Below are 25,925 nucleotides of genomic sequence, written 5' to 3' on the forward strand. Positions count from 1 at the left end.
GGGGGGGGGGGAGAGCCAACCTATACAGCGCCTTCACTTCGCCACATGCTAAAACAATGCCAATCATAAAATAACTAATTTTTCCGAAAATTGTGATCCAGTTTTTTCATAGTTGAAAGGAAAATATGAAATTTATTTCATAAATGAAATAAATTCATAAGCCAACGAGCCTGAGCTGCCGCTTCTGACTGGGAGAAGAAGTAACCGGATAAAGGTAATCTCCAGAAAAACAGGCATGGCAGAAACTGTTAGGATCCCCTTGAGCTCCTGCTACTGCACGCGCCATTCCCTCTAGGGATAAATACTGAATAGAGTCAACCTGAAGAAAAGCTCGGATTTCCTCAATAGAAGCTTGCGCTGCAATCAATTCCTCCCGATTGGGCATATCGATCCCGTAATAGCAAGGCCACCGAGTAGGTGGACTTGAAATACGCAGATGGACTTCTTTAACTCCCACTTGCCTCACCATCTCCACAATCTTATGAGCTGTAGTCCCTCGAATTAAGGAATCATCGACGAGAACCACCCGTTTCCCCTCAAGGAGTTTGCGAACAGGGCTCAGCTTTAATCTCACTCCGAAATGGCGGATTGATTGCTGAGGTTCGATAAAAGTGCGTCCTACATAGTGAGAGCGGATAAGTCCCATTTCAAAAGGGATTTTTAAAGTAGCTGCATATCCGATAGCAGCAGGGAGGCCAGAGTCAGGTACAGGCACGATCACATCTGCATCGACAGGATACTCTTCAGCAAGAGTCCGCCCCAACGCCTTCCGAACTTCATAGACAACACGTCCATGTAAAGAAGAATCAGGTCGAGCAAAATAAATGTATTCGAAAACACATAACTTTTTCTGAGAGGGTCTTTTAAGGAAAATCGAACGAAGACCTTGCTGATCTGTGATCACCATTTCTCCAGGCTCGACATCCCGAATATGGTTCGCCCCAATTAGCTCAAACGCATTGGGTTCACTTGAAAATACAAATGTTTGAGGATTCCCAGCAAAAGCTCCTAAGCAAAGAGGCCTGATCCCAAACGGATCACGCACTCCTACCAATGCATTATCCGTTAAAAACAAAAGGGAGTAAGCTCCCTGCACGCGATCAAGCGCATCCGCAATGCGATCTTCAAAGGTCGACTCTCGACTGCGAGCCACCAAATGCACAAGAACCTCTGTATCGGAAGTCGATTGAAAGAGCGATCCAACCGCCTCCAGTTCTTCTCGGATTTCCTCAGCGTTGATTAGGTTTCCATTATGACAGACAGCAAGCGAACCATGAGCATATTCCACTGCAAAAGGTTGAGCGTTTTTAAGAGAGGAACCCCCTGAAGTAGAATAGCGCACATGACCAATTGCAGCACTCCCCTTCAACTGAACAAGACGGTTTCGATTAAATACATCCTGGACAAGCCCCATAGAGCGATGAATGAAGAACTGATTTCCATCGGCTGTAACAATCCCAGCAGATTCCTGACCACGATGCTGCAACGCATGAAGTCCTAAATAGGTCATGGTGGCAGCTTCTGGATGAGAATAGATGCCGAAGACTCCACATGCATCATGAAAACGATCGGTTGTACAAAGCGTCAATTGAGACTCGATCAAAATATTCACCTACTTAATATATAGATCAAAAAACGTTTCTTTAATGAAAGTAACAATCATTCATCATAAAGCAGAGAAAGAGTGTTTTGGTCTCCCAACATCAGAAAGTAAAGAATGAGATACACGCGTTGGGAGAGAGCGTATTGCCAATTTATAATGCTCATGCTGATGGGGGATCTTGGCCAACTCAGAAGAGAGCGCTTTTTCAATCATCGCCCTGCAACGAGCCAGTTGCGTAGGGGGATAGGTCATTTTATCGAGAGAGCTTGAAATAGCGACTTGAACTGGCTGCTTCAATCGCAAAAAACGAATATCGACCTGAAGGAATCCTTGCTCCTGAAGCGGGAGCGTACAGCCTACATTGGTGAGAGCACTGTTCAGGATCTGCTCTACACGGATAAGACGATCACAATTTTTAGGGATCGTCTTTCGAAGGCCCCGGTCGTGACAAGAGATCACTTCCACCGTGAAAGGAACAACAGAAGCTAACGAGTTCTCTATAGCTCTTTTCCCAGGAGAAGAGATCGTCGAAGCAGAACCTGCTTTATCCGAAGGGGGAAGCGTGTTAAGAGAAGCAGAAAATTCTTCTTCCTGGTTACTTTTCGAAAAAAAGAAAGAAGCGAACTGCTTCCACTGAGGGGCAACCACCATCACCATTCCCCCCATCAATGCGGCTATCATCATCCAACGAGAAGGTCGACTCAAGCAAACCGAAGAAAAATCATCCTTTCTCTCTGAACGCCTTTTCATCTGTCAAGCCTATTACACCTGTAAAAATCAATGAACGGGCCTAGCCTTATTCCAGGAAGAAAAAAGAAAATTGTGAACGCATCCAAGATTACGAACGGATAAGTTCCTCTAAAGAAGTTCCTGATTCATATCGAGTGATGGACGCAACCAGCTCAAGACCAGAAGGCAACATCCCCTGCACCTGAGCAACCACCTGCTCTACCAGATTCTTAGCCTCTTGAGACCCGGGCCCTACCATCGCAATCGCAAAAGAAAGAGGACCGGTTCTACCAGCAGTAACTGTAATTAAAGAGAGCAGAAGCAGATCCGTCAATTCAATGACACGTGCAGCAGCTCGACGAAGACCGAGCATTTCGAGGATTGCAGGTCTATCTTTATTCTCACGCTCAGGACCTTTTAGTTCATAACGCGCAATCGTCAACAACGACTCTATCCATTTGGAAAAAGCAAGTTCTTCCTCAAGCGCCTTTAAGAAATGGTGTCGATGTAACAGCCCCGTCAGCCCATCTCGTCGTGAAAGATATTGGCGAGCTCTTGTATGCGAGATGCTATCTTTACTGAAAGAGACCAGTTTGAAGCGAAGTTCCCCCACTTGAAATTCACCGCCATGCATCACATTGACTTGCTTCTTCCTATCGTAGCTATAATCCGCATAGGTTCCATTGGTGGAATCCAGATCCTCGATCAGCCAAGAGCCAGCTGACCAGCGGATCCGCGCGTGAGAACCACTAACCGTAGCTTCGGGAACAACAATCTGATTTTCTGAGCGGCGCCCTAGCATCAGTTGAGGCTTTACAAGTGGAATATATTCCCCCACGAAGTCAGGCGCATTGCTAGCAAACGTAGCTAAAAGCCCATATTGAGAAGGAATAAATTGAAAAGTAGCTCCACGGCCAGGTGGAGGGCCAGGATCAATCCGCTCTCGAAATATCTGAATTTGGTTGTTGGTAAAGGCAACGGGATTAAAAAATCGGATATGGCGAGCCGCCAACCGCTGCTGTGGGTCTTCCATAAGGCAACGGAACACTTGCCTGACTTCATCAACAGACAGACCTGAAGGGATATCAAACGTAATTTGTTGTCGCAAAGGCTTTTGATCTGGCCGGTAGCCAGGCTCGGGAACACGGCAAGTCCACATCTCGAAAAGTACAAGCCCGAGAGCGTAGACATCATCCTCCTGAGAAGCTCCACCCGAACGGATACGCTCAGGAGACATATAATTGGGAGTCCCTCCATCAGGCGGGGCTCCCGGACGCCGACCTAACGAGCGGGCGCGTTCTTTTGCGAACCCAAAATCAACGACAACAGCCTTTCCCAACCCACCCTCCGCAGTAGATGTAATCATCACGTTTCCAGGTTTTAAATCTCCGTGGACAAGACCCTGAGCATGAATTGCAGCGACTCCCGCAGCAATTTCATGAGCGATTTTTCGGAATTCATCTATCTTATATCCCCCCTCAGCTTTCTTCTTGCGAATGTGCACATGCAAAGTTTGACCAGTGATGTACTCCATCACTAAAATAGGTCCATAAGGGGAAGGGACCAGATCGTGCACTCTACAAAAATTAGGATGACTTACCGAGCGAGCAAGAAGTAATTCTTGACGCAATGCTTCGTCGTCCCCAGGCATGCGCGAATCCTTGCGCACGATTTTCAATGCAACAGGCTGCTGAGTGGTCCGGTCATATGCAAGCAAGACCTCTCCCATTCCACCTTTACCAAGGCTTTGACGGACATCATAACGGTCATTGATAATAGTCCCCGGCACAATAGGGGATGATAGGCCTCGCTTTACATTGTTCATTGAAACTCTAAGCGCATATCCCTCCAACTCACACTATCCTTGTTTTTTTTCACTCTGCCAATCGCTAGTTATAATTTACTTTTACAGTTCTCAACCGAATTACTTAAGCAAATTGTATTCAAGCACTGACAAATTGAGAATTTAAGCATAGTACTATGAAAGGCACACCCCTACTTGGAAATTAATAACTTATTCTAACACCACTCGAGCTATCATGTACAGACGATCCTGTACTGAGTTGGCCTGGGATAATCAACTAAAACGATTGCAATTCCATATAAAATCTCTCAAAAGCTTCATCCAATTTCTCAACATCCACCCCTCTTGCCTGAGCCATATCCACCCGACCACCGCCAGAACCACCTACCATTTGTGCAACCGGCTTGATCATCTCCCCTGCTCGGTAACGAGAAGTCAAAGAAGGAGAGACAACTAGCACTAGAGATACCTTGTTCCCATTTGTGCCACTCACAAGCACTGCACTCTCTCCCAGTTTATCCCGCACCCTCTCTGCGAGCTCACGAAGCGTCGCAGAATGTGCGATTGAGGTACGGACAGCAAGTGCTTTTCCGCCTTGGATTGTCCTTGCATTGACCAGCATCGATTCAATTCCCGACTGATTTGAATCTCCTCCACACGACGTCTGCATCAGTGCAACCGAACGACGCAATTCACTTATCTCTCGTTCTAATCTTCGATTGTGCTCCAACAGCTTTTCTGCTTTACTCACTACCTTTTCATCCGGAGTACTCCGAAATAAACAGGCCAGCGAAAGGATCCTGCCTTCCATTTGTTGGATATATGCAAGCGCATGTTCACCTGCCACTGCTTCGATGCGCCTCACACCCGCTGCAACGCCTCGTTCACTGATTATTTTAAAAAAACCGATTTCTCCAAGGGATCGAACATGTGTACCACCGCACAATTCAATGGAATCACCCGTCATACCGACCACTCGAACACGATCCCCATATTTTTCTTCAAAAATGGCAATCGCTCTTTTTGCCTTAGCTTGCTCCATAGAAAGGATTTCTGTTGTCACAGGGGCTGCATCCAATATCTTGCGATTGACTAACTTTTCCACTTGAGCAAGTTGTTCATGAGTCAGCGCTTTTCCATAGGCAAAGTCAAAACGAAGCCGCTCCGAACCAACCCACGACCCTTTTTGAGTTGCACGATCGCCGAGTATATGTCGAAGCGCCCAATGAAGAAGATGCGTTGCTGAGTGATGGCGCTGAATCGCTCTCCGACGCGCAGGATCCACTCGTAGCGAGACACGTTCACCCACTTGAACTTTCCCCGATTTGACTTTCCCCCACTGCACAATAAGACCACTGAGCGGCTTTTGCGTATCCTCCACTTCAAATAAGAAGGAAGATTCCTCTCTGCTTACCTGCCCACGATCCCCCACTTGGCCCCCTGACTCACCATAGAACGGTGTTTTGTCCACAATCAAAGCCGCCTCTTCCCCTTCAACAAGAGAATCGACCCGCCGTCCCCCTGCGACAAGGGCAAGCACGCAAGCTTCCCCTTCTTCGCTATCATAACCTGTAAAATAAACACCTTGCTGAAATGAAGCAGTAACTTGCGTAAGCACCTCCCTCCATACTTCATCAATCGCTCTCTCTCCCACTTTAGAGCCTTCACTAAGCTTTCTCTGAGCTTCCAGTTCTTCTCTGAATCCCTGTTCATCCAATCCAATACCACGCTCACTAGCCATTAACTTGGTGAGATCGTAAGGGAAACCATAGGTATCATACAGTTTAAAAATTACCTTTCCAGAGAGAACAGGAGCCCCTTGTTCCCCTATTTCGATCACTTCTTCTTCAAAAAGCTTGAGCCCTCGCTCCAGAGTTTCTCGAAAACGGGTTTCCTCTTGTGTAACCACTTCTTCAATCAACTGAGAACGCTCTACCAGCTCTGGATAATCCTGACCCATCATCTGAACAACAGAGCGCGTAACATGGTGGAAGAATGGGAATCGGATCCCCATTCGATGACCATACCGAATGGCCCTACGCATTACACGTCGAAGGACATACTCTCTTCCACTGCGATCCGGGAAAACCCCTTCTGCAATCAGAAAAGCTGCCGTACGAGCATGATCGGCAATCACACGGAGAGCAATATCGTTTTCGGATTGGCCCCCTCGATAGGGTCTCTTGGTCACATCAGCCGCTGTTCTGATCAGGGCTCTTAGAATATCCGTATCGTAGTCGCTCCGCACTCCTTGCACTACCGCAGCAAGGCGCTCCAAACCCGCACCCGTGTCAACACAAGGAGCAGGAAGACGCTTGAGAACTAATTTGCCTCCTTCTACAACATCTTGAAAAGACCGTTCAAACTGCATAAACACAAGATTCCAGATTTCTACCCAACCTCGCCCTCGAGAATCGAGCTCTGCTCCAAACAGACCTAGATCGGGATCATCCCCAAGGAAAAAATAGATTTCAGAGCAAGGGCCGCACGGACCCATCTCCCCCATCTGCCAAAAATTATCTTCTAATCCAAGGCCAACGATCTTGTTTTCCGAAAATCCTGTGACCTTCTTCCAAATTTCTTGAGCTTCTCGATCAGGCCCTAACCCAATCTGAGAATCCCCTTTGAACACAGTGACCATCAACCGCTCTGGAGGTAGCGCACAGACTTTTGTTAGTAACTCCCATGCAAAGACGATCGTCTCCTCTTTAAAGTAATCCCCAAAACTGAAGTTTCCCAGCATCTCAAAAAAAGTGTGATGCCGTGGTGTTATCCCCACATTCTCAAGATCATTGTGCTTACCAGAGATTCGGATGCACTTTTGACAAGACGAAACACGTTTAAAAAGAGGAGGCTCTTTCCCCACAAACACATTTTTGAAGGGGACCATCCCCGCATTGGTAAACATTAGCGTAGGATCATGAGAATGTACAAGAGGAGCACTGGGACAAATATGATGATCTTGCGATCGAAAAAAATTTAAGAAGGCAGTGCGTAGTTCCGCACTGGTCGAAACTGTTACAGCCACTTTGATACCTCCTCATTCCGCAGCTTTTTTGCAGTCATACGAATGTTCTTTTTCTCCCATGTATCACTCTGCTTTTATTAAAGCAGCATAAATTTGATCATGTTTCTGAGCGACGACTTCAGGGGTAAACGAAGAAGTGTACAGCTCCCTTCCCTGCTCTATTAAAGCTTGCCGCTCTGACTGATTGTTACAAAGGAAAAGCACTTCTTTGGACAGCGCCTCTGGATTCCGAGGTGCCACAAAACGAGCTGCGTCGATGGTTTCTAAAGGACCCTCCTTAGCAAGAATCAGAGGGGTACCGAGCGCCAAGGCCTCGAGCAATACAAGAGGCAAATCCACTTTGCCATAGAGATCATCAACAGGAAAAACAATCATACAAGCAGCTTTTTGAAGAGCCGCCATATTGGGTATGTTTCCAATATAACGCACCTGCTGTTTCCAAGGTTCAAGCAATGTCTGAATTCGTTGAAGCGCTTGCGGATAGGCAGTTGTTTTTGGGCGACAGGCAAAGACAATTCGAGCTTCAGGAATGGCACGCAAGATATGAGGGACCGCTTGTGCAACAGTGATTGCTCCCCGTGAGACCTCATAATCACCTGGATAGAGAATCACAGGCGCATTCTCCAACTGGTAAAGACTGCGCACAGCTTGTATCTCTGCCTCCGAAGGGGGCGGAGGGGCAACGGCACAAGGAGGGATCACATGCATGCGTTGAGGATCAACCCCAGCGCTCATGAAACGATGACGCATCCATTCGCTGAGCACGATGATCTGATCCCCAAATAGTAACCGTTGCACACTACGAAACGTTTTAGGAGCACTGGCCACCGTCTGGACCACTTTCCCACTCCAACCGAGCAAACGTTGCGATTTCACAGCACAGAGAGAAGCAACGGAAGAAGCGAGATTAGGAGCGAATACAAAATGCCAAAGAGGAAAGGCTCTCGCTTTCACTAAGCACCCCATCACTCTCCACTGAATCGATAAGTGCGACGCATGTTTCTCTGGCGGGTCACCCAAATCTGCGATGGATACAGGAGATTCCAGCAAAGGGACTCCGCGAAAGGACATCACTGTTGGTGAAGCGAATGAAAGGTGCGAGGCTAAATCCCGCACCAAGTTTTTCGATCCATCATTCCAAGGAGGAGTAATCGGCTTTGAAATAAAGAGAACGCGAGGCTTCATGTCATTTTAGCATTCCAAAGCATCGAATTGAAAAGTAAAATCAAATTTATTGAGTACTAAAAATTGATTCATCTTTTTCTTTTCCTATTTTCATTGAGGGAAAGGACTCATTGAAACCTCTCTCCCCTCATCACGATGATGTCTTCTCAAAAATCCATCTTTTGGGAGTTAATACTGTACAAAATGTTATTTTAAAGCCTCAGGTGTTGAATCCACATCTGTTCTCTCATGCTATCGATCCCAACAATGCAAAAAAAGCTCCAGAGCGGGCTGTACGCTCTTCAATGGTTCACAGGGATCTGGATACCGCCCTCGCCTCTCTCTCCGCGATCAGCAAGCTGGAACATAAGCTCAGCAGATTTTATATTGATCTCACTTTCACTTCCCTCAATCAACAAGCTAAACCCGACCTGGAAGAACTGATGAACTCAAAACAATATGAATACCAAAGCGAATTCGCAAAACGCTATTTAACCTAATGAAAAGCGGACGCTCTATTAACTATCCTGCAAGCAAGAGGTTTAAAAATTCCGATCATGATCAAAAGCAGATCTTGAATTGTTCTAGCCCTACTCAACTCGAGCTAGGCTACAACCCTCCGTCCATATCCGCTCCGCCGATGAATTGTTTTCTCAAGCTTCCCAACAGCTTGTTCTTAGACGTCTCATCAGAAAAAAACGTGATTCGTAAGAAACCAGGAATCATAAGCCGGTCTCCACCGCATTCGTTACTACAAAGCCTTTTATGAATCCTCATGGAGCTGTAAGCCACCTTCTCATCAACACAAAGTTTTCTTCGAGGAGAACTAAAGAAGTTGATTCATTTTTTTGGTGAGCTTGGGCATTTTCACCAGGACCGAAGTTGATGGCCGCTATGCCTTTCGCTGCAAATCGAGCCACATCTGTCCATGCTTGTTTTGGTTCTATCCCACGTACACCCAACTTTGTAAGGGCTTGCACAAGAGGATGAGCAGCGTAAGGCATTGCTGATGGACTCTTGTCTATCCAGCTGATGCGAGCTCTTCCCGCCACTAGACTGACGACTTCACGCTCTGCTTTCTCAAGACTCACTCCAGGAGGAAAACGATGGTTTATGTTGAGAGTAAGGCGATCGGGGATAACGTTCCGCCCTCGCCCACCATCCGCAATTTGCGTGACGCTTGTCACTGTCCGATAGGTAAGTCCATCCACCACGCATTCTTTGGGTGCTACACGCGCTAGATCCTCAAGCAACGGGAGCGTTTTCAGAATAGCATTTTCCCCCTCCCAAGGGCGGGCGCTGTGGGCACTTCGCCCTTCAACTTCCAACCTCGCGTGAAGAGAACCCATGCAGCCTAGATGAATCCGGTTATCTGAAGGCTCCATACAAACTGCGAGATCGATGGGGGGAAAATCTGTGATCTGCTCGAGTACAAGGCCCAATTCATTCTCGGCATAAGGCCCTTCTTCACGGGCATAAAAGAAAAGTGTAATGTCGTACACAAACATTGAAAGAGCAATTCGTTCTGCAAGTGTCATCATTACTGCAAGACCGCTTTTCATATCACTGGAGCCTGATCCAAAACATCGATCCCCCTCAAGGCGGGCAGGGCCATTCTCTGCTCGAACGGTATCTAAATGACCTACCAAAGCGATATGAAAAGGGGCTTGCTGCCCCTCTTGTTTTCCATGCCTCACCAGAGGAACCACTAACGAGTTGGCTATTCGGCGAATCGGTTCGGGAAGCGGAAGTTGTTGGAGGCGATGATGTACAGCCTCACATAGACGCTCCTCCTCCCCAATAGGAGAAGGAATAGAACAAAGCCACAAAAGGGTTTGATGAAGATGTTCTCTCTGTTCGGGGGTCATACCAGTTGATTTCCTCTACGATCTGCTGCTCACAACAAGCTACTTGATGAGGTGATAAAAGCCTTTTTATTAAACAGGAACAGAGAACTCACGCAAGGCCGCATTGAGGCTCACTTTGCGATCCGTCGCTTCATTCCTTTGACCGATAATCAAAGCACATGGAACACCAAATGTACCCCCTGGGAATGATTTCTCACGTATCCCAGGAATCACCACACTGCGCGGCGGAATATATTTTCGATAAGAGAAAGATGTGGATTCTCGAACATCCATAATCAGCGTAGAAGCTGTAAGAATCACCCCCGCACCGATGATCGCCTCGCGACCCACATGAACCCCCTCCACGACTACACACCGAGAACCGAGAAATACCCCATCTTCGATAATCACAGGTTCAGCTTGGACAGGTTCCAATACCCCTCCAATTCCTACCCCACCGGATAGATGGCATTCTCGCCCAACTTGAGCGCAAGAGCCAACTGTAGCCCACGTATCAACCATTGTACCAGCCCCCACCCAAGCTCCGATATTGACATAGCTGGGCATCAAAACAGCACCTGGCTCCACAAAGGCACCGTACCGCACAACACCAGGAGGGACAAGCCGCACACCTAATTGTTGTAAGCCACTTTTTAAGGGGATTTTATCAAAATATTCAAACGGACCCAATTCGATATGAGCCATTTGACGAATTGCAAAATAAAGAAGAATCGCCTGCTTCACCCAAGGACGGAGAGTCCACGGTGTTCTTTGCTTGTTATCCTGTCCAACTGGATAGAGAGGGGGAGAAGCTACCCGCAGTTCCCCCAGATCGACAAGAGCTATCGCTTGCTCGATGGCCGAGACATAAGCAGGATCGGAAAGAAGAGAACGATCATCATAAACCGCTTGGATAAGCGGTTGAATCTTTTCTGATTGTGCAATCGTATCCATTGGAACTATTTCGATGAATAGAGATCAGACTCAGCAAAGAAGAAACGGATTTCTTGATCTGCATTTTCAGGAGAATCCGACCCATGGACTGCATTCTCCCCAATGTCAGTCCCAAATAACTTGCGCAAGGTCCCCTCTTCCGCTTTGGCCGGATCGGTAGCTCCCATCAAGTTTCGGTAGTCAACCACTGCATTCTCTTTTTCGAGCACCGCAACAACCACAGGGGAGCGTGTCATGAAATCAACCAGCTCTCCAAAAAAAGGGCGAGCGCGGTGGATATGGTAAAATCGCTCCGCCATCCGCCTGGACAAATACACTTTACGAAGACCAAGAATCGAAAATTGCGCTTCCTCAATACGAGCTAAAATAGCGCCTGTTTTTCGACAACAAACTGCATCTGGTTTAATAATACAAAGGGTTCTTTGAATCGACATGTTACGCCTTCATCCTCGCCATTAAGGTGGAAGCCATCTCACTCGGGGAGGAAGCCACACTAACCCCTGCAGATTGCAATGCTCTCACTTTTTCCTCCGCTGTCCCTCTCCCTCCAGCAATGATAGCACCTGCGTGCCCCATCCGCTTACCTGAGGGGGCTGTTGCTCCAGCAATAAATGCAGCAACCGGTTTATTCATATGGGTCCCGATAAATTCGGCTGCTTTTTCTTCGGCTCCACCTCCAATTTCACCGATAAGAATCACACCATCAGTACCTGGATCATTTTGGAAGAGCTGAAGAACATCGACGAAATTCATCCCTCCTACAGGATCCCCACCGATTCCAATGCAGGTGGATTGTCCTACACCCAACGAGGTCAATTGATGTACAGCTTCGTAAGTAAGGGTTCCAGAACGCGACACGACACCTATCCGACCGGGCTTGTGGATATGACCTGGCATAATCCCAATCTTGCATGCAGCAGGGGTGATCACGCCAGGACAATTAGGACCAATCAGGCGAATCTGATCTTTAAGAAGTTCAAGCGCCCCGCGGACTCGAACCATATCCATGACTGGAATCCCTTCTGTAATGCACACCACCAACTCTACCCGAGCATCGAAAGCTTCCAGGATTGCATCGGCTGCACCCAGTGGAGGAACGAAAATCACAGTCGCATTTGCACCTGTCTGCTTCACTCCTTCAGCGACAGTATCAAACACAGGAATAGAACGGCCTGCTGCCAAAAATATCTCTCCACCTCGCCCCGGAGTGCAACCAGCAACCACCTGAGTGCCGTATTCCATCATCTGAGAGGCGTGGAAGGATCCAGCTGAACCCGTAATTCCTTGCACTAGAACGCGCGTTTCTTTTCCCACGAGAATACTCATCGTACTTCTCCACAAACAGCCTTGACTATCTTCTCAGCACCATCCGCCATCGTCGTAGCGGGGAGAACAGAAAAACCACTCTCAGCTAAAACTTGTCTTCCCAATTCCACATTCGTCCCTTCCAGACGAACAACAAGGGGCACCTTAACACCCACTTCCTGAGCGGCAGCCACAATGCCTCTCGCAATCACATCACATTTCATGATGCCACCAAAAATGTTGACAAAAATGGCTTTCACTTCCGGAGAAGCAAGGATCATTTTGAAAGCAGCAGCAACTTGCCCTTGGTTAGCACCCCCGCCTACATCGAGAAAGTTAGCAGGAGAGACACCTTTGCTTGCACCCACATATTTGATGATGTCCATCGTCGCCATAGCGAGGCCAGCTCCATTGACAAGACATCCCACGTTCCCATTGAGAGATACATAATTGAGTCCTACATTCTTTGCTTCGAGCTCAAGAGGATCTTCTTCATGAATGTCGCGCCATTCTTTCCACTCAGGGTGGCGACATTCCGCATTGTCGTCTGTGTTAACCTTAGCATCCAAAGCGACAATCGAACCCGCTCGCGTGACCACAAGGGGATTGATTTCCACCAGCACACAATCTTCCTTGACCATGAGCTGAAAGAGTTGCGTAACCAAATGGATAAATTGACCGACGGTCTGCTTACCATGTTGGTTAAGCTTGAGGCTGAAAGCGAGCTGACGCGCCTGATAAGTACAGAACCCAACCAACGGATTGATATGCAGCACCTGAATTTTATCTGGCGTTTCCTCCGCCATTTTTTCGATCTCCACCCCTCCTTCTGCGGAGACTATCAAAGCGATGCAGTGAGAATCTCGATCGAGCACGATCCCCAAATAAAGCTCACGCTCAATCTGTAAGCCTTGCTCAATATAAAGCCTGCGCACCATCTGCCCAGATGGCCCCGTCTGATGCGTAATCAACTGCATTCCTAGCATTTTTGCCGCACATTCTTTGACTTCATGCGACCCCCCTCGAATCACCTTAACGCCACCCCCCTTCCCACGACCTCCTGCATGGATCTGAGCCTTTACAACAATCCCATGCTCTGCTTCTTTGGCGGATTGAAGCGCGAGCGCAAACCGCTCTGCCTCTTCAGGGGAAAAGACAACATGCCCTTCTGGAATAGGAATTTGGTAGCGTGCAAAGACTTGCTTGGCCTGATATTCATGAATTTTCAAAGCAATACTCCTAATTCCAATGGATTTCGATCCATCATTTCTTAAACACTCACATCACGAATGGGATTGCTGAACAACCTGAAGTACCGATTGTACACTCTTTGCGCTCTTCGCAAGCATCGCCTCTTCCTGAGGGGTCAAAGGAATCGTGACGATCTGCTCAACACCTTTCTTGCCAATCACGACAGGGACCCCCATGAATAGATCTCGATAACCGTATTCTCCTTCAAGATAGGCCGCGCAACAGAGCACTCTTTTTTGATCGAGTAAATAAGATGCTGCCATTGTAAATGCTGCAGAAGCAGGCGCATAGTACGCACTTGTCCCCATCAGCCCGACGATCTCACCACCCCCTTTTCGTGTACGCTCAATGATCGAAGAGAGGCGCTCCTCAGGAATAAAGCGAGTAACAGGAATTCCTTGAATCGTACACGCGGAGACGACAGGCACCATATCATCTCCATGACCACCCAACACGAGAGCACGGATATCTTTCACGCTGACATTCGCTTCACGGGCCAGAAACAATTGAAATCTAGCTGAATCCAAAACACCCGCCATCCCCAAAGTTTGGCTGCGATGGAATCCAGTGACGCGCTTGTATTCGTACACCATAGCATCCAAAGGGTTCGACAGAACGATTGTGAAAGCATGGGGGCAATGTTGCCTTGCCTGCTGTGCAATCTCACGAATGATCGGAAGGTTGACGAGCACCAAGTCATCACGGGATTGACCAGGCTTACGGGGTATCCCCGCAGTCACAATCAGGATATCTGCCCCTTTGAATTCAGCCCAATCGGAAGTGCCTCGGACAAACACATCATCCCCCAACAAAGCAGCATTTTGTTCAAGGTCAAGGGCCTTCCCTTGAACCATTTTCTCCCGAGCAGGTATGTCAAGCAACCAAACGTCCCCCATCCCTCTGCTCGCAAAAAGACGGGCCAATTCCCCTCCGATATTTCCCCCTCCAACAATTCCTATTTTTTTTCGGCCTGACATGCTTGCTAACTCCCTTCGAAGAAAAGCGAGTGGATACATTTTTCCATAGGAATATAAACTAAACTCCTTATCAACTCAAGTCCAAAGCGTCCTACCGGCCTGAATAATGCTCGAGGATGATGACAGACTTCCATTAATCCACAGTTGAATAAAATCATCTAATCTACTAGCTAGTGGTGTTTCTAAAATACAATTATCTGTGAATGAAGTAGTGGAGGAAATTGCATGAGCGGCCATTCCAAATGGGCCACAATCAGACACAAGAAGGGCGCTAACGACGCAAAGCGAGGCAAGCTCTTCACCAAAATAATCCGAGAGATAACGATGGCAGCACGCCTGAAAGGTGGGGATCTGAACGGTAATCCCAGGCTGAGAAGAGCCATCTCGAATGCAAAAGATCAACAGATGCCAGCAGATACCATTCAACGCGCCATCAAACGTGGTACGGGAGAAATCGAAGGCGCCGTATATGAAGAGGTTTTTTATGAAGGCACAGGACCTTCAGGTACACTTTTTTTAGTAGAAGGGACGACTGATAACCGAAATCGAACAGTCGCTGAAATACGCAAAATTTTTGAGAAACATCACGGATCGTTAGGAGGAGTTGGCACAGCAGTATGGGCGTTTGAACGGAAAGGGACCATCGCCCTTGAAAAAGGAACGATTCCAGAAAACCATCTGATGGATTTGGTAGTCCAAGCTAATGGAGATGATTACGAGGATGGTGGCAGTGAATGGCACATTCTAACGCGACCGGATTGGTTGAATAAAGTGGTGGAAGCATTAGAAGATATGCGGATTGCTGTCAAAAACTCATCTGTGGCCTATTTCCCTAAGAATCGCAAGCTCCTTAAAGAACGTGACGCTGAGCTCGCGATTGCCCTCATTGAATTGCTCGAAGATCACGATGATGTACAGCATGTTTTTTCTGATTTCGACATCGACGACGAAGAAGTCCATCGGATGACTTCATAAAGTTGATTTCTTTTAACATCGTGGTAGTTCTCGGCTTAGATCCTGGTTCTCGCTATTTCGGATGGGGGGTTGTTGCCCGAAAGGGGACACACCTTCTGCATCAAGCCCATGGAGTCATTCGCACACCAAAAGAAGGGGATTTTGCTGAGCGATTGGTCCACATTGAAAGTGCTTTATCCGCTGTGATTAAGCGCTATCAGCCCTCTTGCGCAAGCGTAGAAAGTATCTTTTTCTCAAAAAACGCCCAATCAGCCGCCAAGCTCGGTCACGCACGAGGAGTCGGTCTACTCGTCTGCGCCCGTGCAAGCATCCCTATCGCAGAATATCCCCCCGCTTTTGTGAAGCGAACGATCACCACCAAGGGAGATGCGGAAAAGGAGCAAGTTGCCCATATGATTAAAGCGTTTCTAGGTCTTTCAGAGGCACCTGCTTTCGACGCTTCCGATGCATTAGCAGTAGCGATTACCCACCTTCAAAACACGTTGTTCAACCTCCAACCCGAACCCGATTTGCAGAATATGTTCTCTACACATTCAAATGCTGCCATCGAAAAAAAATCAACCCGAGCCCGATGGCCTCAGAGGAGCTAGACAATGCGAATTCGTTGTTTTATTCGTTGGATCGGCGTTTTAATTCTATTTTCTGGAAAACAGGCCGTAAAGGCATCTGTGCCTTCTAAGGAAGCTTTATCTTTTTCCTCTGAATCTACTGCACAGTACTGGGTAGAAAAAATAGAGCGCTTATACGCAAATATATCGTCTTTCTCGAGTAGATTCACCCAAAAAAGCACCACTAAAGTTTACCCCAAAACCAAGGTAGCTTCTGGAGAAGTTTTCTTTATGAAGCCTGGAAACATGAGATGGATTTACCATAAGCCCAATCGTCGAGAAATTCTTTCCAATGGGAAAAAGCTATTTATCTATGAAGCTGATGACAAGAAAATCACGGAATACCCCCCTTTAGATCCTTCCTATACAATGGTGCTTTCTTTTCTCACGGGAGAAGGGAAACTGGCAAACTCGATGCGTTTCGAATTTCAAGAAGGGGAAAGCCATCGTTTTCCAGGAGGTATCATCCTGATCGGAACTCCCCAAAAGAGCACAGCTGCTTATCAGCAAATTTTCTTCTTCATCGATCGGAAAACATCTCAGATCCGACGTGTCGCTATTCATGATGTTCAAGGAAACACCAACAGTTTTGACTTTGAGAACCCGACCATCAATCCACCCCTCAATCCAAAACATTTTGAATTGCCTGCTACAGCAACCCATCCTTCCAACAGCAAACAACAAAAGCCACTTCCTAACAATCCCAAGAGTAAAAAAAGTCACATGTCTCCCCATCGACACGCTCTATCCAATCTGGGAGGGGATATCAAAAGGGGATGCCAAGCACACTTCTCCCCTTGTAGAAGTGCTCCATAAGGCAAGCCCCCCACTTAGTCATAAGAAAGATCCAAAAGCGTCCTGCTACTATGAAGCATTCTGTCGAGATGGGACACGGATCTCAATCCTCTCGCTATAGAGCTCACTTGGAGCAAGGTGCGACCGGCGCATATTGTCTGGCAGATGTTCCACAAAGCGAGCGAAACAGTCGTTGCTTTCGCCTCTGCACGCAGGCAAACGAAGGCAAGTTCCACATGTCTTTATTCCTCAATCTGATTTATTTCTTATATTAAGTGCGATCTTATTAAACAAGTCGCCGGCGACCGGATACCGCTGAAGAAAAAATAAGCCCACACCTTGCAGCCGGATATCCCACCCAACTCTTTTATCAGAAATCGACCGAATACAATCAGCGCTTGTTTGATTTCAAAAAAAGCGTGTCCCCAAGCCATATCCCTTCATTCATATCTCTCAAGAAGATGCTCGAACTCCAAAGAGAGTCCCCTCCTTTTCTATCGACACCATGATCACCTCTCTAACTTTACGTAGCCACCTATAGCTATGCTGTACATCATGCATTGCACTTGCGACGGCTATTTCTCGATTCAAGGAGCTCTAAACAGAGCAAGATTGGATCGAGAGACTGGTTTTCCAATCTCTCTCACACCCATGCGCGAAGCAAATAGAAAAAAGAGTCCACGCAGGTGTTTAAAAGTTTCACACGCGCCATGAAACCAAAGCCTTACCTCCTCCTCATAACTGATTCTGCAATAAAAAACGAAGCTTTAAGAGAAAGAGAAGAGCTGACGAAATCGTCTGCCAAGCTGTTCAACAATCCCCTTTCCGTTTCTTAGGACGAGCATCACAGGCTCGCCCTCATTTCCATGCTACAAGCGCGGTAGCGCTTCATGCGATGCCACGCGCAGAACATAATCCTTCTTTTTCGACATGCCTAACGTTATTTCATGTTATATTTACAGTTAATTTGATCATGCCGCATGTTACAATTGTTGCTTCCGATGTCCTTCCTCTAGCAATAGAAGCCCCTGAGGGAGGGAGATTGATGGATCTCTGTGATGAGCATAGGGCAAGTGTTCCTTTTTCTTGTAGAGCGGCCAGCTGCGGGATCTGCCGCGTTAGCGTTCTAGAAGGGTTCGATCAATTGCTCCCTCCTTCTAAACAAGAGCAAGATCTACTCGATATTTTTGATGCTCTTCCCAACCATCGGCTCGCATGTTGCATTGAGATCATGCCAGGCAATAATGCTGTTTGTATCCAACCCATTGTCGAAGAAATCAAGCTATAATCGGTCTCATTGAATATGTCCCATCCCTATCTTGATCCCTCTCCCTCGCTTCCCTCTGTGACAGCACGGACTCTCACAACCTCACCTTCGTCTCTCACACCTCCTCTTTCTTTATCAGGTTGGATACTTCGATTTCTGTACAACATGGCCTTCCAAGACTGGTTGATCACCTGCTACTTGTCCATTCTTCTCATCGCATCCATTCTTGGAACAGGCTCACATCGCGCAGTTAGTATACGGCACGCTGCTCTCGATCTAGTGTCTCTCTGGTTAGGGCTCATTTTTATTCGAGGCTTATCGGGTCAAAAAGGGCGTAGCCATGCGTTGATCTACCGACTACTTATTTTCGGGGTCGTGTTCCTCTCTTACTTTCAATTGAGAGACATTCTTCCCACTGTTACTTCTCACGCTGCAGATGGAGACATCTTTGCACTCGATATGAAACTATTCCACATGGAACCCACCCTTCTATGGGATCGCTTCATTACCCCTTCAACGACAGAATGGTTTGCTTTCTTTTATTTTAGTCACTTTCTCCTTTTGGCCACGCACATCTTGCCCTTTGTCTTTGTATCGAATCGGACTTCTCTGCTGACCCATTTTTCACTCGGGGTGTGCCTCGTCTTTTGCATAGGCCACGTACTCTATTTGGTCGTTCCCGGATATGGTCCTTATCGCTACTTGGCTGATTATTTTACACACCCGTTAGAAGGAGGGCTATTCTGGAAACTGGTTCAATCGGCTGTCAGTACAGGGGGAGCTCAGAAAGATATTTTTCCAAGCGTACATACAGCTGCCCCTCTGTTCTTCACTCTTTTTTCTTTTCAATACCGACACCTTCATCCTTTTAAATACACATGGTTGATCGTTGCCTTTTTTACGACCCAGATCATCATCGCCACGATGTTTCTCCGATGGCATTATTTAATTGATATTCTTGCAGGAATTCTACTGGCTACCATCTCCAACGCCCTTGCTAAGTGGATATCGCAATGGGAAGAAAAGCGACGCAAACACCTTGGCCTGCAAAGCGTGTTCATCCCTTTGCACGGCCTCCCTCTCCCTCTCCATCAGCCCAGTCTATCTGCAACACACGAATAAGAGAGCTAACCAACACCAGAGCAAATTCCTTGACAAAGCATCTTCATCTCAACTACAAGGAAGTGGTACAAAGTGGTCTTGCTGGATGCATTTAACAAGCGCTTGAGAGGGGAGAAGTAAGTTTTTATGCAAGTGGTCGTGGTGACTCATGGTCACTGCTTTGATGGTATAGCCTCTGCTGCGGTCTTCACTCGTTTTTTTGAGCATCTCTATCCAAACGAACAACTGCAATTTAAGTATTACGCAGCTAGTTACGATCCTGATTTTGATGGGGTTTTCCCCTCTCTTCTGTCAGGAGATGTTAATGCAATCCTAGACTTTAGGTTCAGCTCTTCTCCGCAGTTAACCTGGTACTTTGATCACCATACAAGCGCGTTTCCCACACCGCTTGATCGAACCACTTACGAAGCGCATGTCATCAATCATCCAGACCGAAGCAGAAAGATGTTCCATGACACCGCTTATGGATCGTGCACCAAACTGATTGCCGAAGTGGGCGCAACGCTTTTCAATTTTGATTTTACTCCTCTCACAGAATTGATCGCATGGGCAGATCAAATTGATCGCGCTGCATTTCCCAACGCCCAAATGGCTGTTGAACGTAAGGAGCCTGTTCTACAACTCATGACTGTGATAGAACAGATGGCAGACGATCATTTTTTGCAATCTATGATCCCCAGGCTACTTGAAGAACCTCTCAACCAAGTGGCGTGTTCCACAGAAATCGCAGAAGCCTATCGACCCCTCAAAGAGAAGCACAACGCATTCATCCATTTGATCAGGGAACGAGCGCAAGAACAAAAAGGGGTCGTTTTTGTAGATCTCAGTCATGCTCTTCTCGAGACAGTCGGTAAGTTTGTGACGTATGCCCTCTTCCCTTCAAGCATGTATTCGGTGCTGCTCAGTGTTTCCTCATCGAAATGCAAAATTTCAATCGGATTCAATCCATGGTGTGGCGCGAAACGAAACCATAATATTGCCAAGATCTGTGAACGTTATGGAGGGGGTGGTCATCCCGTTGTAGGGGCAATTACGCTACCTGTCACTCAACTGGAAAAAGCACGTGAGATCGCTCTTTCAATCGCACACCAACTAATGTCCCCCTAAAATAATATCTAGGTATAAGAAAATTTACCTCGCTTTGCTCCTTCTATCCTGATTGCAAGTGACTTCCTGCGGCAGAAGACCGAACGGAGGGCGCTGAACGAAGACGTTTGCATTCAGTACCGGATTCCAAAGAACGCTATCATAGCGAATGAGAATATCTTGCTTCTGAGCGGGGACTTCGAGGTGAATGCGATAAGGGATCTCTGCCCTACAGACGGCAAGCTTTTGCGCAAGAGAAGTCATATCTTCTCCTTCTTGTTGATCCAACGTACGATCATGAGCTGGGATCGTATGATCAGCAAATGTCGCTTGATAAAGAATCCGCTGTCCCTGTTTCACCCGAACAGCTAATACACGCAGTTGCTGTTCTTGCCATGGTTTTGTTCGATCGGAAGGCTTTGGAGCAACCTCTAATTCCTGTGTATTCCCTTCCCCATCAGCAAGGACGATTTGATAAAAACCTTTGGACACCCATTGGATTGAAGTTTCCTTCACTTTCTGGGGATAAAGAACAGAAGAAGTGCCGAGCAACAGATGGACAAAGACATCCTCTTCCAACTCAACTCCGGTGAACTGAGCGAGATTGCAGGCCGTTGCTAACCCTTGAAAAAAGCGGCTTTCTTGAAGGTCGAACACCTGGAATTGACGCCCATCACTGGTCAATGTGGCCATGTTCGTTCCAAAGGGACTCAATACATCCATCCGGAGGCGGGCTTTGGGTGCCGCATACACCATCATCACTCCACGAAAACGACCACCCTTACCAAAATGATCGATCTTTGCCTCCGCTTGCAATCCCTTAATACAGCTCTGGCTCACCTCCAACCGCTTCATCGCATCGATTGCTGTGGGAATCCGAAAAGAAGGAGGAGGCACCATATGATGACATCCTAACCAGCACAATATTAGCCCAACCTTCAGGCAGATACACCAAAGGGAATACCAATGAAACGTAGACTCAGTTCTTTTTTGACCACTCATGCTGCATCTGAATTAACAAGGTCTCCATAACAAGCTGAGGAGAAGCGTTCATCTGAATTTGATTAAGAGCCTTCAAGACTCTCTCATAGAGGGTTGCGTAAGTCCCCACAGCAAAACATGATTTGAGTATTCCTTCACGTTCCCTTCGTGCCAAAACAAGAGCAAGTACTCGCAATAAAAGAGGCAAATTTGTTTTATCCTTCTTCGCCGTATCTGCAAGAATCAATATCTCAAGAGGAGAAGAAGACTGCATTGCCTCAAAAACTTTTGAGACAAAATGCTCTTGCTCCGCCATGAGCTCATTCTTGTAAATCATCCAAGCATGTGCAGCATCTCCATCTGCCAGAGAAGCAATGCGATCCGCTTGTTCCGCATTAACATCCCTACGTTGCAGGATTTGCGAGATTTCAGCAATAGAGAGAACTCCAAATGGAATTCGTTGCATGCGAGAGCGAATCGTAGGGAGAAGAGAGTGAGCCTTTGTGCTGAGTAAAATAAAACAGGTGCGAAGCGGGGGTTCCTCGAGAACTTTGAGCAGCGCATTCGCAGCAGATACGCTCAATTCATCCGCACGCCGAATGATAAACACCCTAGCCTGCCCTTCATAAGGAGGGAAAGGGAGACGAGAATGGACAACAGAATGGATTTGCTCAATAGAAATGAGCTTGGCTTCGGGGGTACGGCGACCGATCTGAGCGGGGTCATACAGTCCCCGCTCGAGCAATACCAGGTCAGGATGAAGAGGGACCCCTTCACGTAAGCGAACGCGCGCACATGCTGAACAAATTCCACATGCAGTGCCATTGCTCTGTTCGTGTATTCCTCTGGATTCACAGAGCAGCGCTTGAGCAAAAGCAAAGGCCACAAGCTCCTTCCCTATCCCATCTTGTCCTTCAAACAGATAAGCCGGGAAGATGCGATTGAGCTCTAAAGCACGCTGCAAGATACGCAGCGGAACACGATGCCCAACAATATCAGAAAGAAGTGAGGGGGACACAACTTAAAGGGAGTGTATTCTATTTCTAAGAGAAAGACAACGAAACTAATTGATCGCATGCACTCCGCCACTGTTCAAACAAAGAAACAGACTACAAGCTTTTAAAAGTAAAAGCGTACCTGCTCTTTCGCCATCGATGGTCACATGCTGGTTTGGATTGATAAGTGATTGACAAAAAAATACTGAACATTAGAATACATTTGATATTAAATTAGGGAGCAAGGTATGCAAACAAATCGAATTGATCTCTACACCATGCTTCATAAAGGCATCCGCAATCGGCTTTTCCAATTCACGGCATTCGTAGGCTCGATCGATTTTTCGAATCGCACTGTAGTTCGAACGATTCAGCCCAAGTTTCACTTATTAATTCAGTTTTTAGAAAATCATGAAGCAAACGAAGATACGTATATTCATCCCCTCCTGATCCATCAACATCTCATTGAACTACTGCAATCTACGGATCAAGAGCATCGTAGACATCAAAAGATGCTTCTCAAGGTAGAAAGCGAATTGAATTATCTTCTCTCCGCTGCCATGGATGGAGAGACTCGCAAACGACATGGACTTCTCTTTTATCGCAATCTCAATCTTTGGATCAGCGACTATCTCAAGCATTTAAATCGTGAAGAGGACAAAGTGATGAGTGCCTTATGGGATCTTTACGATGAGCAACAACTCCTACAAGTCATGGGAAATATTCTGCAAGCGATTCCTGTACAGCATCTGTTGGACGAAGTAGCAACCATGTTACCAGCCATCACACCACACGAAAGACAATCTTTTTTCAGAGAAATGAAATGCAATCCGATACTGTTGCAGGCCGCTTATAAAGCAGCCAACCAGGTATTGGCCAAGGCTGAATGCTCAACACTAATGGCTCATTAAACCAGCGTTCTCTCTTGCACTCCTTCCACTTTCCCATGCAGAAAGAAAAGGGGGAGAACACAAAAAAACAATATTCCACCGAAGAGAATACTTTCATAGACAAAAAGATTTCCTACTTGCATATCGCTTGGAGGCAAAAATCCAAGCAAAATCGCTAGCGTACATATCACAATTCCACTGATCCCCACAAGCCATATCCCTGTCTTTCCACCCGGTATTTTATATGCGCGAGGGCGATGGGCATGCTTGTACCGCAATCGAATCGCAGCTGCAAAAAAAATAATGTAAAATAAGAGATTCAATTGAGACGCCAGCGCAGTAAGCACCCAGTACGAGCCATTCACTGCAGGCATCAGTAAAAATAAAAGGGTTAATATGCTCACGATGACAGCCTGAACGAGGAGAAGACCCACAGGAGCATCCTTTTTATTTACATAATGAAAGAGAGAGGGCAAGAAGTGGTCTTGTCCTGCCGCAAGCAATCCGCGGGTTGGCCCAATCAGCCACGTCGATAGGCCTGCAAGTGCACCGATCACAATCAACCCAAGCGTGAGATAGGCAAGCCAGTGCATCCCATAAGCATCTCCAAAAATAGCAAGGGCTTGGCCGATCCCCGACACAAGGCTCAACTGATCAGGAGGGACAACAATCCCCACAGAAAGAGAGGAAAACACCAACGTAAACAGAATAATCAAAGCGGAATACAACTGTGCCTTAGGGTAATTGTGTTCCGGACGGACTACATCGCACGCATGAACAGCAGAAACCTCCATCCCTATTAATCCGAATATAATCGCCAATGCATACGATAAATAATGCAGAGAATAATTTTGAGGGAAAAGGTGGTGGTAGGAGATTTCAATATGACGGGGATGACCCGTACACATCCACCAAAGTCCGAGCACCATGATCACAATCATGGGAAAAATCGTACCAAACAGGGCCCCCATGGTGCTGACCCAAGAAGAAATCTCGATCCCAAAACAATTAAGTAAGGTAGCCCCCCAGAATAAGACCAAGACACAAGTAAAAACATAATATTTACTCTCTGCCAGCTCAGGACCAATGAAGTGCGCGATCATCGCAGAAATAAAAGTAAGTGCGACGGGGTACCAGACAATTGTACAAATCCATTGAATCCATGCGGAAACGAATCCACAGCGCGATCCAAATGCTTCTCGAACCCACACATAGGACCCTCCAAGAGAAGGCCAGCCTGTTGCCAGTTCTGCAGACACCAAGGCGCTTGGAATAAAAAAGAAAATTGCCCCCACACCATAGAAAAATAGGAGAGAAAACCCGTATTCCGCACTCGCTGTCAAGGCCCGCAGGCTCGCAACGGTGACCACGTTCATCATCACAAGAGAAAAGAGGCTAAGTCCTTTATTAACAGGGCGAATGTCTGCTGACATAAAATTCTTTAAAGTACAGGTCCAAGATCTATTTCTTAATCTAAAGTAGTTCTTACTCCATTATGGATGCGCTTCAAGCCTCAGTTGCGTAAGAGCATCAAAAAAATCTGAGGGGAGGGCTACTTCAAAATGCATAGACTGACCTGTACTGGGATGAACAAATCCAAGGGTACCCGCATGGAGAGCTTGATGCCCAAGTTGTTCTCCCAATGCCACAAGAAGTGGATAAGAATACGTTCGGCCGTACAGCGCATCTCCTAGAATAGGGGTTCCCGCTTCCGAGAGATGGACTCTAATTTGATGTGTTCTACCCGTTTCTAATTTACAGGTAATGTAGGTAGCTCTTCCCTCACAGAGTTCCTCTCGTTGGATAATGTGTGTAACCGCTCGCTTTCCACTTTGGAGTCTACCCGTAAACTTCAATCTATGAACAGGATGTCGACCATAGCAGGTAGCGATGCTCTTAAGAAGTACCTGTCCGACACAAATGGCTTGATAACGTCGCTCGATCGTTCGTTCAGAGAACTGTTTTTTTAAGTGTTCGCGAGCAGCTGCAGTTCGGGCGATTACAAGGAGTCCGCTTGTTCCCCGATCCAACCGATGAACAATACCAGGGCGAAGTCCCTCCAAAAAAGACATATGCTGATGTTCCTCAAGGAAAGGAGAAGGGAAAAAACCACCTGCAAGAAGCCCTTGAACCAATGTGCCCGTAAAACAACCACGCGCGGGATGTACAACAAGACCCGCTGGTTTATTGATCACCAAAACCTGCTCATCTTGATACACAATGTCAAATTGGATCCCTTGCTCGGGAACTGTCTGAGATAGCAAAGGAGGGGCTGGATTCAAAACAATAGACATCCCTCGCTTGACTTTGCTGGAAGGATAAGCAGTCCCTCCATCGATCAAAACGGATCCTTCTTTAATCCAATGTTGTACTGTAGAACGAGAGATAGGCTTCCCTGCACCTTGAAGAGCAGCAACCAAAAAGCAATCCAATCTCACCCCCACCGCTTCCTCAGGGACCAGACATAAAAATGGTTCTTTTAACACACCATCCAATGGAGTCTCATCTTCTAAGAGTCTATTACTATAATCGAGAAGGGATATG

At 46.9% G+C, this 25,925-nt stretch carries 24 protein-coding genes; 8 read left to right on the plus strand and 16 right to left on the minus strand.

All coding sequences use genetic code 11. From position 1 onward, the window contains the following. Positions 1-154 precede the first annotated feature (154 nt). From purF to BCY86_RS06095, 5 genes are all read right to left on the minus strand, one after another. A complete protein-coding gene (gene purF / locus BCY86_RS06075; protein ID WP_275935819.1) occupies positions 155-1,612 on the minus strand; it encodes an amidophosphoribosyltransferase in 1,458 nt (485 codons plus the stop codon). Positions 1,613-1,666: 54 nt separating this feature from the next. Then, a complete protein-coding gene (locus BCY86_RS06080) occupies positions 1,667-2,353 on the minus strand; it encodes a hypothetical protein (RefSeq protein ID WP_075276940.1) in 687 nt (228 codons plus the stop codon). An 88-nt stretch (positions 2,354-2,441) separates the two neighbouring features. Beyond that, positions 2,442-4,157, minus strand: coding sequence for an FHA domain-containing serine/threonine-protein kinase (locus BCY86_RS06085; protein WP_075276941.1), 1,716 nt, complete (start codon positions 4,155-4,157; stop codon positions 2,442-2,444). 256 nt (positions 4,158-4,413) lie between these two features. Further along, positions 4,414-7,164 carry an alanine--tRNA ligase gene (gene alaS / locus BCY86_RS06090; RefSeq protein WP_245776210.1) on the minus strand — a complete coding sequence of 917 codons (2,751 nt, stop codon included), beginning with the start codon at positions 7,162-7,164 and terminating at the stop codon, positions 4,414-4,416. 63 nt (positions 7,165-7,227) lie between these two features. Then, on the minus strand, positions 7,228-8,349 hold the full coding sequence (locus BCY86_RS06095) for a glycosyltransferase family 4 protein (RefSeq protein WP_075276943.1): 1,122 nt from the start codon (positions 8,347-8,349) through the stop codon (positions 7,228-7,230). Positions 8,350-8,459: 110 nt separating this feature from the next. On the opposite strand from BCY86_RS06095, the gene BCY86_RS06100 reads away from it, so the two are divergent. Beyond that, on the plus strand, positions 8,460-8,828 hold the full coding sequence (locus BCY86_RS06100) for a hypothetical protein (RefSeq protein WP_075276944.1): 369 nt from the start codon (positions 8,460-8,462) through the stop codon (positions 8,826-8,828). Positions 8,829-9,101: 273 nt separating this feature from the next. On the opposite strand, the gene dapE is transcribed toward BCY86_RS06100, so the two are convergent. From dapE to mdh, 6 genes are all read right to left on the minus strand, one after another. After that, positions 9,102-10,196, minus strand: coding sequence for a succinyl-diaminopimelate desuccinylase (dapE, locus tag BCY86_RS06105; RefSeq protein ID WP_075276945.1), 1,095 nt, complete (start codon positions 10,194-10,196; stop codon positions 9,102-9,104). Positions 10,197-10,265: 69 nt separating this feature from the next. Next, the gene (locus BCY86_RS06110; protein ID WP_172824820.1) at positions 10,266-11,129 is read right to left on the minus strand and encodes a 2,3,4,5-tetrahydropyridine-2,6-dicarboxylate N-succinyltransferase; all 864 of its coding nucleotides are present in this window, start codon (positions 11,127-11,129) and stop codon (positions 10,266-10,268) included. A 5-nt stretch (positions 11,130-11,134) separates the two neighbouring features. Next, positions 11,135-11,563 (minus strand): nucleoside-diphosphate kinase, encoded by a 429-nt coding sequence (ndk, locus tag BCY86_RS06115; RefSeq protein ID WP_075276946.1) that lies wholly within the window; start codon positions 11,561-11,563, stop codon positions 11,135-11,137. A gap of 1 nt (position 11,564) precedes the next feature. After that, complete coding sequence (sucD, locus tag BCY86_RS06120; protein WP_075276947.1) at positions 11,565-12,455, minus strand: succinate--CoA ligase subunit alpha; 891 nt, start codon at positions 12,453-12,455, stop codon at positions 11,565-11,567. Then, positions 12,452-13,663 carry an ADP-forming succinate--CoA ligase subunit beta gene (gene sucC / locus BCY86_RS06125; RefSeq protein WP_075276948.1) on the minus strand — a complete coding sequence of 404 codons (1,212 nt, stop codon included), beginning with the start codon at positions 13,661-13,663 and terminating at the stop codon, positions 12,452-12,454. Before sucC ends, sucD begins: the two co-directional genes overlap by 4 nt. A 54-nt stretch (positions 13,664-13,717) precedes the next feature. Beyond that, complete coding sequence (gene mdh / locus BCY86_RS06130) at positions 13,718-14,662, minus strand: malate dehydrogenase (protein WP_083604344.1); 945 nt, start codon at positions 14,660-14,662, stop codon at positions 13,718-13,720. A gap of 225 nt (positions 14,663-14,887) precedes the next feature. Between mdh and BCY86_RS06135 the strand changes: the two genes are divergently transcribed. Together BCY86_RS06135 and ruvC are read left to right on the plus strand one after the other, a co-directional pair. Continuing rightward, positions 14,888-15,637, plus strand: coding sequence for a YebC/PmpR family DNA-binding transcriptional regulator (locus BCY86_RS06135; protein WP_075276950.1), 750 nt, complete (start codon positions 14,888-14,890; stop codon positions 15,635-15,637). A gap of 20 nt (positions 15,638-15,657) precedes the next feature. Then, a complete protein-coding gene (gene ruvC / locus BCY86_RS06140; protein ID WP_083604345.1) occupies positions 15,658-16,227 on the plus strand; it encodes a crossover junction endodeoxyribonuclease RuvC in 570 nt (189 codons plus the stop codon). On the opposite strand, the gene BCY86_RS10360 is transcribed toward ruvC, so the two are convergent. Then, positions 16,224-16,415 carry a hypothetical protein gene (locus tag BCY86_RS10360; RefSeq protein ID WP_245776280.1) on the minus strand — a complete coding sequence of 64 codons (192 nt, stop codon included), beginning with the start codon at positions 16,413-16,415 and terminating at the stop codon, positions 16,224-16,226. The genes ruvC and BCY86_RS10360 overlap by 4 nt on opposite strands. On the opposite strand from BCY86_RS10360, the gene BCY86_RS06145 reads away from it, so the two are divergent. The 4 genes from BCY86_RS06145 to BCY86_RS06160 all read left to right on the plus strand — a co-directional run bounded on the left by BCY86_RS06145 (position 16,390) and on the right by BCY86_RS06160 (position 20,536). Then, entirely contained in the window at positions 16,390-17,061 is a 672-nt protein-coding gene (locus tag BCY86_RS06145) for an outer membrane lipoprotein carrier protein LolA (protein WP_245776274.1), read from the plus strand. The genes BCY86_RS10360 and BCY86_RS06145 overlap by 26 nt on opposite strands. Positions 17,062-18,013: 952 nt before the next feature. Beyond that, positions 18,014-18,328 (plus strand): 2Fe-2S iron-sulfur cluster-binding protein, encoded by a 315-nt coding sequence (locus BCY86_RS06150; RefSeq protein ID WP_075277618.1) that lies wholly within the window; start codon positions 18,014-18,016, stop codon positions 18,326-18,328. Between the two features lie 15 nt (positions 18,329-18,343). Continuing rightward, positions 18,344-19,429, plus strand: coding sequence for a phosphatase PAP2 family protein (locus BCY86_RS06155; RefSeq protein WP_075276952.1), 1,086 nt, complete (start codon positions 18,344-18,346; stop codon positions 19,427-19,429). 126 nt (positions 19,430-19,555) lie between these two features. Further along, the gene (locus tag BCY86_RS06160; RefSeq protein ID WP_075276953.1) at positions 19,556-20,536 is read left to right on the plus strand and encodes a hypothetical protein; all 981 of its coding nucleotides are present in this window, start codon (positions 19,556-19,558) and stop codon (positions 20,534-20,536) included. Positions 20,537-20,560: 24 nt separating this feature from the next. On the opposite strand, the gene BCY86_RS06165 is transcribed toward BCY86_RS06160, so the two are convergent. Both BCY86_RS06165 and BCY86_RS06170 read right to left on the minus strand, forming a co-directional pair. Further along, a complete protein-coding gene (locus BCY86_RS06165) occupies positions 20,561-21,415 on the minus strand; it encodes a hypothetical protein (RefSeq protein WP_075276954.1) in 855 nt (284 codons plus the stop codon). Between the two features lie 79 nt (positions 21,416-21,494). After that, positions 21,495-22,514: a DNA polymerase III subunit gene (locus BCY86_RS06170; protein WP_075276955.1), complete on the minus strand. Its 1,020-nt coding sequence runs from the start codon at positions 22,512-22,514 to the stop codon at positions 21,495-21,497. Between the two features lie 225 nt (positions 22,515-22,739). On the opposite strand from BCY86_RS06170, the gene BCY86_RS06175 reads away from it, so the two are divergent. Next, a complete protein-coding gene (locus tag BCY86_RS06175; protein WP_075276956.1) occupies positions 22,740-23,402 on the plus strand; it encodes a hemerythrin domain-containing protein in 663 nt (220 codons plus the stop codon). On the opposite strand, the gene BCY86_RS06180 is transcribed toward BCY86_RS06175, so the two are convergent. Both BCY86_RS06180 and BCY86_RS06185 read right to left on the minus strand, forming a co-directional pair. After that, positions 23,399-24,814, minus strand: a complete 1,416-nt coding sequence (locus tag BCY86_RS06180; RefSeq protein WP_075276957.1) for an APC family permease — start codon at positions 24,812-24,814, stop codon at positions 23,399-23,401. The genes BCY86_RS06175 and BCY86_RS06180 overlap by 4 nt on opposite strands. A 60-nt stretch (positions 24,815-24,874) precedes the next feature. Then, on the minus strand, positions 24,875-25,867 hold the full coding sequence (locus tag BCY86_RS06185; protein WP_075277620.1) for an RluA family pseudouridine synthase: 993 nt from the start codon (positions 25,865-25,867) through the stop codon (positions 24,875-24,877). Between the last annotated feature and the right edge of the window lie 58 nt (positions 25,868-25,925).

It is taken from the genome of Pajaroellobacter abortibovis, assembly GCF_001931505.1.
In the GTDB taxonomy this organism is placed as follows: Bacteria; Myxococcota_A; Polyangia; order Polyangiales; family Polyangiaceae; genus Pajaroellobacter; species Pajaroellobacter abortibovis.